Source organism: Novosphingobium sp. HNCC26BN242 (genome assembly GCF_057180525.1).
In genome coordinates this window covers 83562-99533 of record NZ_JBXUGM010000003.1, presented here as the reverse complement: position 1 = coordinate 99533, position 15972 = coordinate 83562, and the positions used below count along the sequence as shown (strand labels likewise).

Genomic DNA, 15972 nt, shown 5'->3' with positions numbered 1-15972 from the left:
ACCCCAAACCCCTCCCGCTAGCGGGAGGGACTTCCCATGAAGGACTTCGCCATTTCGGATAGCCCGGCGGTTCAAGCCCAGCTTGACCGTCTCGGGGCACTATCGCTGCCTTCGGGCCGCCTCGGCCTCGATACAGTGCGCGAGTTATGTGCGCGGTTGGGCGATCCGCAGAACCACTTGCCGCCCGTGTTCCACGTTGCCGGGACAAACGGCAAGGGTTCGACTTGCAGCTACTTGCGGCATATGCTGGAGGCTGAGGGGCTGACTGTCCACTCCGCCACCAAGCCGCACCTCGTGCGCTATAACGAGCGCATCCGCATCGCAGGAAAGCTGATCGAGGACGAGCTGCTCGCCGCGCTGCTTAAGGAAGTGCTCGATGCAGGCGCAGGACTGGACCCGAGCTTTTTCGAGGTGACGACGGTCGCCACATTCCTCGCCTATGCGCGGCATCCTGCCGATGTCTGCGTGATCGAGACCGGGCTTGGCGGCAGGCTTGATGCGACCAACGTGATGCCGACCGCTGCGGTCTGCGGGATCGCGACTTTGGGCTTCGATCACGAAGCGTTCCTGTTGGCCCCTGAACAGGGCGTGCCGACTGAGCCTTTGGCGCGGATCGCGTTCGAGAAAGCCAGCATAGCAAAGCCCGGCGTGCCGCTGGTGACGATGGCCTATCCGGAAGTGGCGGCGGATTCCGTGGCGGAAACCGCTTCGCGCATTGGAGCGCCTTTGATCATGCGCCGACGTGGTTGGGATGCGCAGATCGACGGCGCTATTCACTACCGCGATGAACTGGGCGATCTGACCCTGCCCCTGCCAGCGCTGCCCGGTGAACATCAGGCCGAGAATGCCGCGCTGGCTGTGGCGATGATCCGGCATCAGACTGCTGTTTCAGTCTCACTTGCTGCGATAAGCAAAGGCATCGTCGAAGCACGCTGGCCCGCGCGGCTTCAGCGCCTTGGCGCGGGGCCGCTGACGGCGCACGCGGGCGGACGGACAGTCTGGCTCGACGGCGGCCACAACCCCGACGCAGGCCGCGCCATCGCCCGCCATCTTGCCTCGCAGCCACCGGTGCATCTCATCATGGGCATGCTGGCCAATAAAGACCCGTCGGCGATTCTGAAGCCTTTGGCAGACCGCGCGCTATCACTCTCGGTCGTCCCCGCACCGGGGCATGACGCGCACAAGCCGCAAGACTTCGCGCCTTTCACCAGCCTGCCCGTGCGCAGCTTTGCCACCGTGCCAGAAGCGCTGGCCGCGCTTCCGTCGGAGGGTGATGTGCTGATCGTTGGCTCACTCTACCTTGCGGGTGAAGTGCTGCGGCTGAACGAGGAAGTGCCGGACTAATCAGGCAAACGGGTCAGCGTCAGACTTTTCCCCGCCCGCAGTGCCCATCGCCGCATCGACCAGACCGCTGCGCCCCATCCACCAGAACAGCGCAACGCCCGGCAGCGCCAGCAGCGTGGTGAGCACATAGAAGTTCACGTAGCCCATCGCCTCGATCAACCCGCCCGCTGTGGTGCCGGTGGCGAACCGCCCGACCACGCTCGCACTGGCCGAAATCAGCGCATATTGCGCGGCGGTATAGCGCAAGTCGCACAGGGCCGAGAAATAGGCGACGACCACCACCCCGCCATAGCCTGAGGCAAGGTTTTCAAACCCGATTGCGCCCGCCATGCCGAGGTTGGAGTGGCCAGCCGCCGCCAGAGCGGCAAACGACAGGTTCGAAACCGCCATCAGGACCAGTGCCAGCAGCACCGAATTCTTCAGTCCCATGCGGGTATAGGCAATGCCGCCGATGAATATGCCGATCAGATAGGCCCAGAAGCCCACGCCAATGTCCCAGATCGCAATCTCGTCGTTGCTGAAGCCCAGATCGTTGAACAACAGACGGAAGGTGAGGTTGGCCAGCGTATCGCCGACTTTGTGAACAAGGATGAACACCAGCACCAGCCACGCCCCGCTGCGCCGGAAAAACTCTCCGAAAGGGCCGATAATGGCGCTGAATACTTCGCCCACGCCCTTCTTGCCCACCGGCTCGCGGTGGCGCGAAGGTTCGCCCAGCACAAGCGCGGTGAGCATGGCAGGCAGCGCGAACAGCGCGCAGATCAGATAGGCAGCGCTCCAGCCGTATCGGGCCGAAACCACCAGCGCCAAAGCCCCAGCGCCTGCAGAGCCAATGCGCCAGCCATACTGGCTCATCCCCGATCCGGTGCCCAACTGGTAGGGCTTCAACGTCTCGATCCGGTAGGCATCGATCACGATATCAAACGTGGCACCCGCCACACCCACCAGCACGGCGGCGAGCACCGTTGCGCCAAGATCGGCTGAAGGATCGACCAGCGCCAAATTGGCCACCGCCGCCATCACCAGCACGCCTGCCAGCAGCATCCACGAAACGCGCTGTCCCATACGGCCCGGCAGCGGCAGATGCACGCCATCGACGACCCACGCCCAGAACACCTTCAGATTGTAGACCAGAAACGCCAGCGTGAACGCGGTCACCGTCTTCTTGTCGATCCCGTCCTGCGCCAGCCGCGTGGTCAGCGTTGCGCCGATCATCGCATAGGGAAAGCCCGACGACATGCCGACGAAGAACGCGGCCAGCGATTCCTTTTCTGTGTACGGTCGGACCGAATCCATCAGGCTGCGTGGTCGGCTCTCTTCTGCGTTCATCGACGCGGATGCTCCCTCAATATTCGCCCTGCAGACTAGCGCCCAATTGTCGGGACGCCAGACCTTCATGACTCGGGGTGACGGATTGCGCGTTTGCGCGTAAGGGCGGCGCATGACTTTACCCCCAAGAAATGGCGGCGAACGCCCGAAGAGGTTCAGCCCTCGCAACGCCGCCCCCGAAAAGAAGCCGTTCTCCATGCGCAGCGGTGCCCCGCGCACCTCGCAGCCCGTCGTGCCTGCCAAGCGCGCGCTGGCTGAAGACGGGACTGAGCGCGAGGGCGACCGCATCGCCAAACTGCTCGCCCGTGCCGGAATCGCCAGCCGCCGCGAGGTCGAGCGGATGATCGAGGATGGCCGCGTCAAACTCCACGGCGAAGTGGTGACCACTCCCGCCACATTGCTGACCAGCCTCAAGGGCGTTTCGGTGGACGACAAGCCGGTTGGCCCCATCGCCGCCCCTCGCCTGTTCCGCTTTCACAAGCCCGCAGGCCTGATCACCGCCGAGCGTGATCCCACCGGCCGCCCGACGATCTACACCGCGCTGCGCAATTCGATGCCCCCCAACGCCCCGCGCGTAATGCCCGTCGGCCGCCTCGACGTGAACACCGAGGGGCTGCTGCTGATGACCAACGATGGCGAGCTGAAGCGCGCGCTGGAACTGCCTTCAACCGGCATCCCGCGCACCTATCGCGCCCGTACCTTTGGCGAGATTAGCCAGGCACGGCTTGAAGAGCTGATGGAAGGGATCGAGATCGATGGCGTGCGCTATGGCCCGATCAACGCCAATCTGGAACGCAGCGCCAACCGCAACAAGTGGATTGAAATGACGCTGACCGAGGGCAAGAACCGCGAAATTCGCCGCGTGCTCGAACACCTCGGCCTTGAAGTCTCGCGCCTGTTGCGCACCAGCTATGGCCCGTTCGAACTGGCTGATCTGCAGCGCGGATCGGTGGAAGAAATTCCGCAGGTTCAGGTCGAACGCTTCCGCAAGACGTTGAAAGCCAAATGAGGATCATCGCAGGAGAATGGCGCGGTCGTCCGTTGCGCGCGCCCGATGGTGATACCACCCGCCCTACCGCAGACCGCACGCGCGAGACGCTGTTTTCGATGCTCGCCAGCCGCCTTGGCAGCTTTGAAGGGCTGACCGTGGCTGATCTGTTTGCAGGTTCTGGCGCGCTCGGCCTTGAAGCGCTGTCGCGCGGGGCCGCCACAGCGCTGTTTGTTGAAAACGACGCCGCTGCCGTCCGCGCCATCCGCGCCAATATTGCCGCGCTGCGCTGCGCCCCGCAATGCGACGTTCGCGCCTCGTCGGTGCTGACACTGGGCAAGGCGACGCAGCCGCTCGATCTGGTGCTGCTTGATCCGCCCTATGGCACAGGCGCGGGTGCAGTGGCGATCGAGAAGCTGGCGCGGCTTGGCTGGATCGGCGAAGGCACGTGGATCAGCCTGGAAACGGGCCTCAAGGAAAACCCCGACGTACGTATTTGCGAGGTCGATGCAGAGCGCAAGGTCGGCAAGGCGCTGATCACGCTGATGCGATTGAAGGCATAGGTCCTCCCCGTTTTTGCGAAGCACAAATGGGGAGGTGGCAGGCACCGCAGGTGACTGACGGAGGAGCGGTCCCCCTCTACCACCAGCTGCGCTGGCGGTCCCCCTCCCCAATTGTCCTTCGGAAAATCAGGGAGGAATTCGCGTTTAATCCCGCAGCTTCGGCGCGAACCATACGCCAGCCACGGTCGTCGCTCCCGCCAGCGTCAGGAACAAGCCAACATAGGCCGTGCCCCCCACCGCTGCAGCCCATGCCGCCGCAAAGGGAGCAAGCGCTCCACCGATAATACCGCCAATATTGAACGCCAGCGAGATGCCGGTGTAGCGCACCGCCACCGGGAACAGCGTGGGCAGCCATGCTCCCAGCGGTCCGTACGCAAGGCCCATCACGAACAGCGATCCAGCAAGCGTGGTGAAGACGATCGGCAGTGAGCCCGATCCCAGACCCGAACCGAAAAAAAGCCCAATCATCGCCGTAAGCGCAGCGCCCGTACCCAGCACGCGCTGGACCGAAGACTTGTCAGCCCAGTATCCCGCCACCAGAATTCCCAGCGCGAAGAACAAGTTGGCGCCCAACTGGATGCCAAGGAATTCCTGCTTAGCATAACCGAGCTTTGTGGTGGCGAAGGACAGCGCGAAAGTCGTCGCCAGATAGAACACGGCAAAACATGCCACCACGCCTGCGATCCCGGCCAGCACGGCAGGTGTGTGATGGCGCAGCAGGCGGGTGATCGGCACGTTGGGCGGAGGGGCCTTTTCCAGCTCGGCCTTGAACGATGGCGTCTCCCCGATCTTCAATCGCACCCACAGCCCGACGCCGACCAGCAATGCGCTTGCCAGAAACGGCACGCGCCAGCCCCAACTGGCAAAATCCGCGTCCGAAAGGCCCAGCCCCAGCAGCAGGAACAGTCCGTTGGCAAAGAAGAACCCGACCGGCGCACCCAGTTGCGGGGCGCTGCCAAAACGCGCCTCCCAGCCCTTGGGCGCGTTTTCCACCGCCAGCAACGCGGCTCCGCCCCACTCCCCGCCAAGGCCGAAGCCCTGCCCGAAGCGCAAGCAACACAGCAGCGCGGGCGCAATCCAGCCAGCCATCGCATAAGTCGGCAGGAACGCAATCAGCAGCGTCGAAATGCCCATCAGCAGCAGCGAGGCGACCAGCGTGGACTTGCGCCCGATCCGGTCCCCGAAATGCCCAAACACGATGGCGCCCACCGGTCGCGCGAAGAACGCCAAACCAAAAGTCATGAACGCCAGCAGCGTCTGCGCGGTCTGCGATTCGCTGGGGAAGAACAGCGGCCCGATCACCAGCGCGGCGGCCGTGGCGTAAATGTAGAAATCGTAGAATTCTACCGCCGTACCCACCAGACTTGCGCTCAACACCCGCGCATGGGTTTTCAAAGGGTGCAAGGTGACGTTTCCTCCCGCCAGCGTCATGACCGGCATGGCGGGATTACGGTGCGCCTCCCCTTACGGCAAGCGGGTTAGCGCAAAGGCCGCAACTTACGGAAAAGGGCGCAGGACCTTGGCCCCGCGCCCTCTATCGTCGCATCAGATGAAGCTCTTACACACCGCCACGGTTGCGGCAGCTGTCCTTGATGGTCTTGCTGCACAGCGGATAGTCCTTTGGCGACGCCGTGCCCGCGTTGCTCGCCATCTCCGCACCAGTTGACGCTCCAGCCGATGCACCAGCAGTCGGCGCGCTGGCAGGTTCAGCATCGATCATGGCTGATTGCGCGGCACCGGCATCGGCTGTCATGCCGGTCGATCCGCGCTGGTACTGCATTGGCTGAGCAGGAGCCGCGCCAGCCGCCGAGGCGGACTGACCATTGACCTGGGCCGTGATCGAAGGCCACACTTGCGCGCGCTGCTCCGGCGTCATCGCATAGACCTGCCCCCTCTGCTCGTCCGTCAGCGCCCACCAGCCCTTTTGCTGGGCTTCATCCAGCGTCCAGAAGTATTCTTGCTGGCTTGATGGCCATGCGGCGTACTTGCTCTTTTGCTCAGCTGGCCATGAATCCATCACGCTCAGCTCTTCCGGGCGAGGTGAGTAGGCTGCAGCCGTTGAGGGATCAGTTGCCGCATTACCCTGCTGTGCCATGGGAGCCGTGGAATCCGGCATTGTAGCAGATGCCCCCGGCGTCTCTGGCGGCGTTGCAGATTGTGCAGACAGCGCCATGGGCATGGAAGACAAGGTAAGTGCCAGCACGCTGGCGGAAAGAATACGACGCATTGTGAAAGCTCCTTCGAATATCAGACTATGCGTTGCACAGTCCGTTCATCGATCCAGAGTTCCCGCTTTGCGATAAGGTGTGGCAGGATATGTGACGAGGCGCAGTCAAAGCGCCAAATCGGATGAAAAACCCGCACAGGCCTGCCCCTGCAAAGAGAACATTAACCACCCACCCGCTATTTGTTCGTACGGACGCGAAAACGGGGGTTAAAGTGGCAGATTTGTTGCGGAACATGCTGATGGGGGTGGGCTGCCTCGGCCTCCTCTGGCTTGGATCGTGCGCAATGGTTGGCGCAGGCACCGCTGTGGCGGTCAACAGTTCGTCCGAAAAAATTGGCAAATGGTACCAAAAGGAAGAGCTGAAACACCATAACGAGCGAGCCAACAAGGCTGCCGCCTATCACGAGCATTCCGATTACAACGCGGACTATTACGAAAACTACGAGAACTGATTCAGCCACGCGGTAGCGGATGACAGGCCCTTGTTGCATCCCCTTGTGACCGGGGGCAATGTTCTCTAACCGTTCCTGCGTGTCCCAGATTGCGAATCAAGAACAGAGCTGGCTCGACGGCCTGAACCCGCCCCAGCGTGAGGCGGTGGTGACCACCGAAGGTCCGGTGCTGATGCTGGCAGGCGCAGGCACCGGTAAAACCGCTGCCCTCACCGCGCGCCTTGCCAACCTGCTGCGCCAGCGCTTGGCTTGGCCCAGTGAAATCCTGTGCGTCACCTTCACTAACAAGGCCGCGCGCGAAATGCGAGAGCGCGTTGGCGCACTGATTGGCCCAGCCGTCGAAGGCATGCCCTGGCTCGGCACCTTCCATTCCATCGCGGCCAAGATGCTGCGCCGCCACGCCGAGCTGGTCGGCCTGCAAAGCAATTTCACGATCATCGACACCGACGACCAGTTGCGCCTGCTCAAGCAGCTGATCGTGGCCGAAGGTGTGGACGACAAGCGCTGGCCCGCCAAACAGCTGGCCGGGCTGATCGACAAGTGGAAGAACCGCGGCCTCAACCCCGCCGATCTCGATGCGCTGGAGAATGAGGCCTATGCCAATGGCAAGGGCCAGCGCTTCTACGCACTCTACCAGAACCGGCTGAAGGATCTGAACGCCTGCGATTTCGGCGACCTCACGCTGCACATGCTGAACATTTTCAGGCGTGAGCGCGACATTCTGGAGAGTTGGCAGCAGCGCTTCAAATACGTGATGGTGGACGAATATCAGGACACCAACGCTGTGCAGTACCTGTGGCTGCGCCTGCTCGCCCAGAACCGCAAGAACATCTGCGTGGTGGGGGACGATGACCAGTCGATCTATTCCTGGCGCGGCGCAGAGGTTGCCAACATCCTGCGGTTCGAAAAGGATTTTCCGGGCGCCAAGGTGATCAAGCTGGAGCAGAACTACCGCTCCACCCCGCACATTTTGGGCGCGGCATCGGGCTTGATTGCGGAGAATTCCGAACGCCTTGGCAAGACGCTGTGGACCGAGGTCGACGGCGGAGACAAGGTGCGCGTGATCGGCGTGTGGGACGCGCCCGAAGAAGCGCGGCGGATCGGTGAGGAGATCGAACGGCTTGAGCGCGAGGGCGCAGCGCTTGATCGCGTCGCCATCCTCGTACGCGCGCAGTTTCAGACGCGCGCAATCGAAGACCGCTTCATCCAGATCGGCATGGGCTATCGCATCGTCGGCGGCTTTCGCTTTTACGAGCGCGCCGAAGTGCGCGATGCGCTGGCCTATCTGCGCCAGATCGCCAGCCCGCAGGACGACTTGGCGTTCGAGCGCATCTACAACACTCCCAAGCGCGGTCTTGGCGACAAGACACTGGAAAAGCTGCACCGCCACGCCCGCGCGCGCGGGGTCCCCCTCTCGCTGGCGGCGGTCAAAATTCTCGATACCGATGAACTGCCTGCCCGCGCGCGCAACACCCTCGGCGTGCTAATGCGCGATTTCGCGCGCTGGCGCGATGCGGCCAAGACGCTGGTCCCCGCCGAACTGGCACGTACGATGCTTGATGAAAGCGGCTATACCGCCGCCCTGCAGGCCGAAAGGACCGCCGAAGCCGCCGGACGCCTCGAAAACCTCACCGAACTCGCCCGCGCGATGGAGGAATACGAGACGCTGGGCGATTTCCTCGAACACGTCAGCCTCGTGATGGACAACGAGAACACTGCCGACGAGGACAAGGTCACGATCATGACCATCCACGCCGCCAAAGGGCTGGAATTCGAAAACCTGTTCCTGCCGGGCTGGGAAGAAGGCGTGTTCCCCTCGCAACGTTCACTGGACGAAGGCGGCCTTGCATCGCTGGAGGAGGAACGCCGCCTCGCCTATGTCGCGATCACCCGCGCGCGCCGCCGCTGCACGATCCTCCACGCCGCCAATCGCCAGATCTACGGCCAGTGGACCAGCTCGATCCCTTCGCGCTTCATCGGCGAACTGCCCGCCGAACATATCGAGGAGGAAACCACGCTATCGGGCGGCGCATCGATGTGGCGCGCCAACTGGAGCGAGCGTGACGATCCCTTCGCCCATGTCGCACAGGCCAACGCCAACCGCGCCGCCTCGCGCGGCCCCGGTTGGCAACGCGCCGCCGCGCAACCCTTCACCCCTGCCCCCCGCCGCATCGCCGAACCCACCCGCAGCGCCGCCAGCTTCGCCGCCAAACCCCGCGGCGACATCGCCGTAGGCGCGCGCGTTTTCCACGAAAAGTTCGGCTATGGCACCGTGGCCGAGCAGGAAGGCAACAAGCTGGAGATCGACTTCGAGAGCGCAGGGCGGAAGCGGGTGATTGATAGCTTTGTTAAGGTGGCCTGAGGGCGTTGCCTTTGTCGCTCGCTATTGCTGGGCGTCCGAATCTGCCCACAATCGGCATTCCTGCAGGAATTTGTGATCGCCGAAAACAGCCCTAATCTAACCTAAAGTCGTAGTCAGGTCGGAACCGCATTTGCTGCATGTTCGCGCCGGCCACGGGGTGCTTATCATGAAGCGGCGCAGAAATACCGATCGCCCGCACTTTCGACAGGCGATGAGAAAACTTCCGACGCCGCCTGTTATCAGCCACGCGATGGCCAAAGGAATCACCACAACCATAACGGTTTCAAATGGCAAATCGAACGGCATCAACAGGAGCGGAACACCCCACACAATAGCAGGCATGGCGAGTACCACAGCGATCATGAAACGCTGCCCTCTTTTATAGGGGCTAGTATGGCTGGAGGCTCGCACTCAAAAGGAAATAGCGAAGCGAACGACAGCAATCCATCTCGTTTTTCAGCAGCGGAGTGGCCAAAGCCGACTATTCGCTGCCATCCCGCAAACTTGCCTTGATCTTCCTCCCGTCACCCCGTGCTTGACACGGGGTTGGGCTATTCTTCCAGCGCTGCGCCACAAGAGAAAAGCCAAGGCCCGGATCAAGTCCGGGCCGACGAATTCATTGCACAGCATCCTGTCCCAATCGCCCAACATCCGTTCGTGTCGAGCGAAGTCGAGACACCTGCGCTGAAATCGGTGTCTCGACTTCGCTCGACACGAACGGAGCCGGGTGGCCCTAGTCAGAGCGCCGAAACCGCTAGAAATTCCGGAATCGGACCGTTCCATTCGCCGGGCTTTGATAGCGCTTCAGACTGGTCGCGGTAGTGCGTGGATTCGCGGCGCGGGGCGCGTTCGGCGCGCGGTTCGGCTTTCGGCTCGGCCTTGGGTTCTGGCTTGGCTTCGCGTTCAGCGCGCGGCTTGCGTTCCTCGCGAGCAGGACGTTCGCGGCCGCTTTCGCGCTTGGGCTCTTCCTCGCGGCGCTCTTCTGCGCGCTCGGGCTTGGCTGCGCGGGGCTTACGTTCGGGCTTTTCGGCAACCTCGATCTTGAACTCGGGGATCTTGGTGCCCTGCAGCTTCTCGACGTTCTCGATCGATTCGAGGTCTTCGTCGGAAACCAGCGTGAACGCACGGCCCGTCGCGCCGCCACGACCGGTGCGGCCGATGCGGTGGACGTAGTCGTCGGGGTGCCAGGGCGTGTCGAAGTTGAAGACGTGGCTCACGCCCTTCACGTCAAGCCCGCGCGCGGCAACGTCGGAGGCGCACAGGATCGTGATGTGGCCGTCCTTGAACTTCTGCAGCTCGGCATTGCGCGATGCCTGATCCATGTCGCCATGTATTTCGCCCGCAGCAAAGCCGTGGCTCTGCAACGACTTGGCCAGCTCGCGCACGGTCGTCTTGCGGTTGGCAAAGACGATGGCAGTGGTCACGTTGTCGGTTTTCAGCAGATGGCGCAGCACTTCGCGCTTCTGGCGCGATGAGCAACGGACTTTGTGCTGGACGATGCTGGTATTCGTGCTGGCAGGACGCGCCACTTCGATCATCTTCGGGTTCGACAGGAACTTGTCGGCCAGCTTCTTGATCGGCGGCGGCATCGTGGCCGAGAACAGCAGCGTCTGGCGCTGGGCCGGAAGCTTGGTGCAGATGTTCTCGATATCGGGGATAAAGCCCATGTCGAGCATGCGGTCAGCCTCATCAATCACCAGCAGATCGCAGCCCGTGAGCAGGATCTTGCCGCGTTCGAACAGGTCCATCAAGCGGCCGGGCGTGGCGATCAGCACGTCAACGCCGTCCTGCAGCGCCTTGACCTGATCGCCCATCTGCACGCCACCGATCAGCAGCGCCATCTTGAGATCGTGGTTCTTGCCGTACTTTTCAAAGTTTTCGGCAACCTGTGCAGCCAGTTCGCGCGTGGGCTCAAGGATAAGCGAGCGCGGCATCAGCGCGCGGCGGCGGCCATGGGCCAGAATGTCGATCATCGGCAGCACGAACCCAGCGGTCTTGCCGGTGCCGGTCTGGGCAATGCCGATAATGTCCTTCATCATCAGGACGGCGGGGATAGCCTGCGCCTGAATCGGGGTTGGCTCGTCATAGCCGGCATCAAGCACCGACTGGAGCAATTCATCCGAGAGGCCGAGGTCGGCAAACTTCATGCAGGCAATTTTCCGAAAATAAGAGACGGCGCAATATTGGCACCTGCTGGACTGCCTGCCTTGTGCAAAGACGCCAGCGTCGCCCGCGCGCTATGCCGGAACGGGCCGAAAAGTCAAGAAATGCGAATGGTCCCGAATGCTTCAGTCATCATCGGGAACAAGTTCGCGCATCTTGGTGATCGCGCAGTTTGTCCCGGCGCGTGAATGGATCGTATCGCGACCGGCGCAAAGCCGCCCGTCATCATTCCGATCAACATAAAAACCTGAATAGAAATCGCGCGCATGGCACGCCTTGTCGAGGCTTGCGCCGATCATCTTGCGGTTGCGCGTGATCAATACCAGCCGGTCCTGCGATCCGATCTGCACCCCTGCGATGCTGGCAATCGGCAGGCACTTGTCAGCCTTGCGCTCGAACAGGCGAGGAGGCTGCTGCGGCACGGAAAAACGCGGATCAGGCGGCGGCGCCAGCATGGAACCGGGCATACGCGGGGCAATGCGGATGATCATGCGCTGTTCGATCCGCACCTGATTCCACGTCTGCTCTCCCAGCCCTTGCGCCAAAAACGAGTGGAGGTCAGCACTTGCGGGAATTTCTTCGAAAATCGGCGAAGCAACCGGAATGGTGGCACCAGCCCATTCATCCGGCATCTCCGGGGCGACCAAACGCTCTGCCGTGCCAAACGACAACAGCATCCCGATAGGGGCCAAAAGATTGAGAAGACTGGACATTCAGATTATGCGAACTTTCGTCAACCCCCTGCAAGCCTGATGAGACCCTGCCTCGAAACCGGCTTACGATTACCCCTAGACTGAACGCTTGAACCTTTGCTTAACCTGCCAGCAATCAAAAATGAATTGCCCTTGCGCGCAGGCCGCAATAGCCGATGCGGCATGAGCGATGCGTTCCTGAAGGAAGCGGCCCGCCTGCTCGGGCCAAAAGGGCTGACAACAGAGCCTACCGAACTTGAGCCCTGGCTGACCGATTGGCGTGGCCGATATACTGGCCGGGCCCTGGCCATGGCGTCTCCGGCCAGTACTGACGAGCTTTCCCAGCTCGTCCGTCTTTGCCATCAGCATGGCGTGCCAATCGTGCCTCAAGGGGGCAACAGCGGCATGTCGGGCGGCGCAACGCCTTTCGATAGCGGGCGCGAACTGCTGCTCTCGCTGCGCCGAATGAACCGCATTCGGGCAATAGACCCCGCAGCCCGCACGGCGACCTGCGATGCAGGCGTTATCCTGCAGGTGCTGCACGAAGCAGCCGAAGCCCTCGATCTGCGCTTCCCGCTCACGCTGGGCGGCAAAGGATCGGCCACCGTTGGCGGGCTGATTGCCACCAACGCCGGCGGCACGCAGGTTTTGCGTCATGGATCAATGCGGGCGCTGGTGCTCGGGATTGAGGCTGTGATGGCCGATGGGTCGGTGCTCGATCTGCTCACGCCGCTGAAAAAGGACAATCGCGGGTTTGATCTCAAACAGTTGCTGATCGGCTCGGAAGGAACGCTCGGGATCATCACTGCCGCAACTCTGGCGCTGGTTCCAGCCATTGCCGGGCGCGTGGTGATGTGGGCGGGCACCTCCTCGCTGCATGAAGCGCGCGGCTTGCTCCTGCTGGCGCAAGACATGGCTGGCGATCAGCTCGAAGGTTTCGAAGTGCTGCCACAGCACAGCCTCGAAGCGGTACTGGATTATCTGCCCGATGCGCGCGCGCCGCTGGCCGATGCGCATGAATGGCACGCGCTCATCGAACTTGTTGCTACCGATGCCAAGACCGCAGCACGCCTGCCCGAAATTGCCGAATCCCTGCTCGGCACCGCGCTGGAACGCGGGTTGATCGCGGATGCGACCATTGCAGCGAGCGAGGATCAGGCCAATCGCCTCTGGCTGATTCGCGAAACGATCTCGCCTGCCGAACGGGCTATTGGTCCTGCCATGCAGCACGATATCTCGGTTCCAGTTGATCGCATGCCGGCGTTTGTCGAAGCCGCCGTGCCTCGCCTTGAAACCGATTGGCCCGGCACCCGCGCGGTGTGTTTCGGGCATCTGGGCGATGGCAACGTGCATTTCCACGTCATCGCCCCGCCGGGTCGCGAACGCACTGAATGGGAAGCGCACGATGGCAAGGCGATCAGTGCGCAAGTGCACGACCTCGTTAACGCGTGGGGCGGATCGATCTCTGCCGAACACGGCATCGGCCGTTTGAAGCGGGATGAATTGGCTCGTCTGGAAGACCCGGCCCGGATCGCTGTTATGCGCGCGGTAAAGCAGGCGCTGGACCCCCAAGAACTGCTGAACCCGGGAAAGCTTGTCTGACACCGCTTGCGCGCTATTCTGGCAGTCCCTAAGAACCGCCCGTCCCGCGTGTTGCGGCCAGCGCCGTTTATGCCGCGCGTTGTTTGTTGCTTATTGGAGAGATGCAAAATGGCCAGCGCGCCGCAAGCCAACCTGCCGATGTTCTACAACGATCTGATGCCGCTCAACAGTCGCGATCACGCGACGTGGAAGGCCAAGAATGCGGATACCGCGCCCTGGCTCATCGGCCAGCACGCTATCCCTTTGACGGCAGAGGAATTTCCGCAAGCCGCGCGCCACTACCCGATCATCTTTGCTTCGGGCGATAATCCCGTTCCGCTGGCGCTGATGGGCCTCAACGAAGGCGTCAATGTCTTTGTGGACGAGGGTGGCAAGGTCACTCAGCCGATCTACATTCCGGCCTATGTGCGCCGCTATCCGTTCCTTCTGGCTAAGCTCAATCCCAGCAGCGAAGAGCTTTCCTTGTGCTTCGATCCTTCCGCCGGGCTGCTGGGCGAATCGGACGAAGGTCAGCCGCTGTTTGCCGATGGCCAGCCTTCTGACGCCACCAAGGCCGCGCTCAGCTTCTGCGAACAGTTCGAACAGGCAGGCCAGCGCACGCAGGCGTTCATTGACGAACTCAAGAAGCATGATCTGCTGATGGAAGGCGAAGTTGCCATCCAGCAGGAAGGCAATGAACAGCCTTTCATCTATCGCGGCTTTCAGATGATCAATCAGGAAAAGCTGCGCGAAATCCGCGGCGATGTATTGCGTGGATGGGCGCAGAGCGGGCTCCTGCCGCTGCTTTATGCCCATCTGTTCTCGCTTGAACTGATCAGCCAGATCTTCGGCGCACAGGTCCAACTCGGCAAAGGCCCGATCCCGGCGATTGCCGTTCCGGCAGCCTGAAACACGCCCTCGCAAACGCGCAACACTCAGAAAAGAAAACGCGGCGAGCCTCACGGTTCGTCGCGTTTTTGTTTGGAGTGTTGCAAAAATCACTCGAAAAGCCTTGCAGGCCCTCTGCTGGTCACCTATCTTGAAGATGTTGCGGTGTGGCTCCCCTCATGGCCCACCGTGATTTGGTACACTTCGGTGTACCTCCTCCCTGAACCTTGGCCACCTGGAGCTTGCTCCAGGTGGTTTTTTCTTGAGCTTTTCTTGAGCAAAGAGTTGCGCGCTATTCCGCCGCCGCGCGCCAGCGGCCACGATCCGATGTGCGGCCAAGTTCGGCCGCATCCACAGCCAAGCGGCGGACAAGTCCGATCAGCAGTTCCACAGTTGCGTCAAAGCCCGGCCCCGGTTCAGTCATGCGAGGATCAAGATAGCAGGTCCGGTCAATCTCAAGCTGCAGGCAGTGCAGCCCCTCATGCCGCCGCGCATGGCGCTCAAGCACATAGCCGCCGGCATAGGGCCGGTTGTGCGATGTCCGGCAGCTGGATTCAGCCAGCACACTGAATGCCGATGCAACGATGCCGCCATCGCATGAAGCGCCGAACCGGTCCCCGATTACAAATTCGGGCGCACGCTCCCCGGGGCAACGGGCAGCCAGCGGTGGCATTGAATGAAGATCAATCAGCAGCGCAGCACCCCACCGATCACGAATCGTCTCAAGCGTGTTGGCCAGCGCACGATGATAGGGCTGGTGAATCGTCGCGATGCGCTCGTTCAGCTCGCTATGATCCAGTCGCCGCTTCCACAACTCGCCGAGGCCCGGTAAACGACGGGGCACAAGGCCAAGGCCACTGCGCGCCCTGCGTCCAAAGCCGCTGGGCGCAGCCGATGCATCGGCCGGTGGCCCCCCCAGCATGTCCCAATCGACATCATCGCTGGACCGGTTGAGATCGAGCATGGCGCGCGGTGCCCGCGCAACCAGCAGCGCCGCCCCGGTGACCTTCGCCACCGCCTCTCCCAGCAAATCGGCATAACGGTCCTCCAGACGAGGCGTGGCGAAAGCCGGATGCCGCATTCTGTCGAGCAGGGATTTGGTATAGGCCCGCCCGGCATGCGGAACCGCTATGACCACCGGGATTGGCGAGGGATCCGGCAGTTTCAGCGTGTATGCAGGTACGCCAGGGTTGCCGGGGACCGACCCGCCATGGATCGCATCCGAATCAGCATCATGCTTACCGGTTTGTATCATTTCACAACCGTGCAACCGATTCGCTGCCAAGTCAAAATCCTGTCCAGCAACAAAGCTTCTGTCGCAGCCATTTCCGTGTAACTTGGCGCAAAAGGGCTTGGCGAGGAAACCAGATTGTTAACCTGACC

13 protein-coding genes are annotated in these 15972 nt (G+C 62.1%); 7 read left to right on the top strand and 6 right to left on the bottom strand.

The features are described from left to right. Window positions 1-36: 36 nt before the first annotated feature. Complete coding sequence (locus AC2A1F_RS12595) at window positions 37-1344, top strand: bifunctional folylpolyglutamate synthase/dihydrofolate synthase (protein ID WP_484209128.1); 1308 nt, start codon at window positions 37-39, stop codon at window positions 1342-1344. Here the strand turns inward: AC2A1F_RS12595 and AC2A1F_RS12590 are convergent, their stop codons facing one another. Next, the gene (locus AC2A1F_RS12590) at window positions 1345-2673 is read right to left on the bottom strand and encodes an AmpG family muropeptide MFS transporter (RefSeq protein ID WP_484209126.1); all 1329 of its coding nucleotides are present in this window, start codon (window positions 2671-2673) and stop codon (window positions 1345-1347) included. Window positions 2674-2785: 112 nt separating this feature from the next. Here AC2A1F_RS12590 and AC2A1F_RS12585 point away from each other — a divergent pair, with 112 nt between their 5' ends. Next, window positions 2786-3682, top strand: coding sequence for a pseudouridine synthase (locus AC2A1F_RS12585; protein WP_484209125.1), 897 nt, complete (start codon window positions 2786-2788; stop codon window positions 3680-3682). Further along, window positions 3679-4224, top strand: coding sequence for a 16S rRNA (guanine(966)-N(2))-methyltransferase RsmD (rsmD, locus tag AC2A1F_RS12580; RefSeq protein ID WP_484209124.1), 546 nt, complete (start codon window positions 3679-3681; stop codon window positions 4222-4224). The genes AC2A1F_RS12585 and rsmD overlap by 4 nt, the downstream gene beginning before the upstream one ends. A gap of 144 nt (window positions 4225-4368) precedes the next feature. On the opposite strand, the gene AC2A1F_RS12575 is transcribed toward rsmD, so the two are convergent. After that, window positions 4369-5664, bottom strand: a complete 1296-nt coding sequence (locus tag AC2A1F_RS12575) for an MFS transporter (RefSeq protein WP_484209123.1) — start codon at window positions 5662-5664, stop codon at window positions 4369-4371. Between the two features lie 118 nt (window positions 5665-5782). Beyond that, window positions 5783-6451, bottom strand: coding sequence for a hypothetical protein (locus AC2A1F_RS12570; RefSeq protein ID WP_484209122.1), 669 nt, complete (start codon window positions 6449-6451; stop codon window positions 5783-5785). Between the two features lie 122 nt (window positions 6452-6573). Here AC2A1F_RS12570 and AC2A1F_RS12565 point away from each other — a divergent pair, with 122 nt between their 5' ends. Beyond that, complete coding sequence (locus AC2A1F_RS12565) at window positions 6574-6903, top strand: hypothetical protein (protein WP_484209121.1); 330 nt, start codon at window positions 6574-6576, stop codon at window positions 6901-6903. A gap of 79 nt (window positions 6904-6982) precedes the next feature. Then, window positions 6983-9265, top strand: coding sequence for an ATP-dependent helicase (locus tag AC2A1F_RS12560; RefSeq protein WP_484209120.1), 2283 nt, complete (start codon window positions 6983-6985; stop codon window positions 9263-9265). Window positions 9266-10002: 737 nt separating this feature from the next. On the opposite strand, the gene AC2A1F_RS12555 is transcribed toward AC2A1F_RS12560, so the two are convergent. Continuing rightward, window positions 10003-11412 carry a DEAD/DEAH box helicase gene (locus tag AC2A1F_RS12555; RefSeq protein ID WP_484209119.1) on the bottom strand — a complete coding sequence of 470 codons (1410 nt, stop codon included), beginning with the start codon at window positions 11410-11412 and terminating at the stop codon, window positions 10003-10005. A 141-nt stretch (window positions 11413-11553) separates the two neighbouring features. Beyond that, window positions 11554-12141, bottom strand: a complete 588-nt coding sequence (locus AC2A1F_RS12550) for a hypothetical protein (RefSeq protein WP_484209118.1) — start codon at window positions 12139-12141, stop codon at window positions 11554-11556. 162 nt (window positions 12142-12303) lie between these two features. Here AC2A1F_RS12550 and AC2A1F_RS12545 point away from each other — a divergent pair, with 162 nt between their 5' ends. Beyond that, window positions 12304-13722 carry an FAD-binding oxidoreductase gene (locus AC2A1F_RS12545; RefSeq protein WP_484209117.1) on the top strand — a complete coding sequence of 473 codons (1419 nt, stop codon included), beginning with the start codon at window positions 12304-12306 and terminating at the stop codon, window positions 13720-13722. A 108-nt stretch (window positions 13723-13830) separates the two neighbouring features. Beyond that, entirely contained in the window at window positions 13831-14610 is a 780-nt protein-coding gene (locus tag AC2A1F_RS12540) for a SapC family protein (RefSeq protein ID WP_484209116.1), read from the top strand. Between the two features lie 271 nt (window positions 14611-14881). Here AC2A1F_RS12540 and AC2A1F_RS12535 read toward each other — a convergent pair whose 3' ends face one another. Beyond that, window positions 14882-15844 (bottom strand): N-formylglutamate amidohydrolase, encoded by a 963-nt coding sequence (locus tag AC2A1F_RS12535; RefSeq protein ID WP_484209115.1) that lies wholly within the window; start codon window positions 15842-15844, stop codon window positions 14882-14884. Between the last annotated feature and the right edge of the window lie 128 nt (window positions 15845-15972).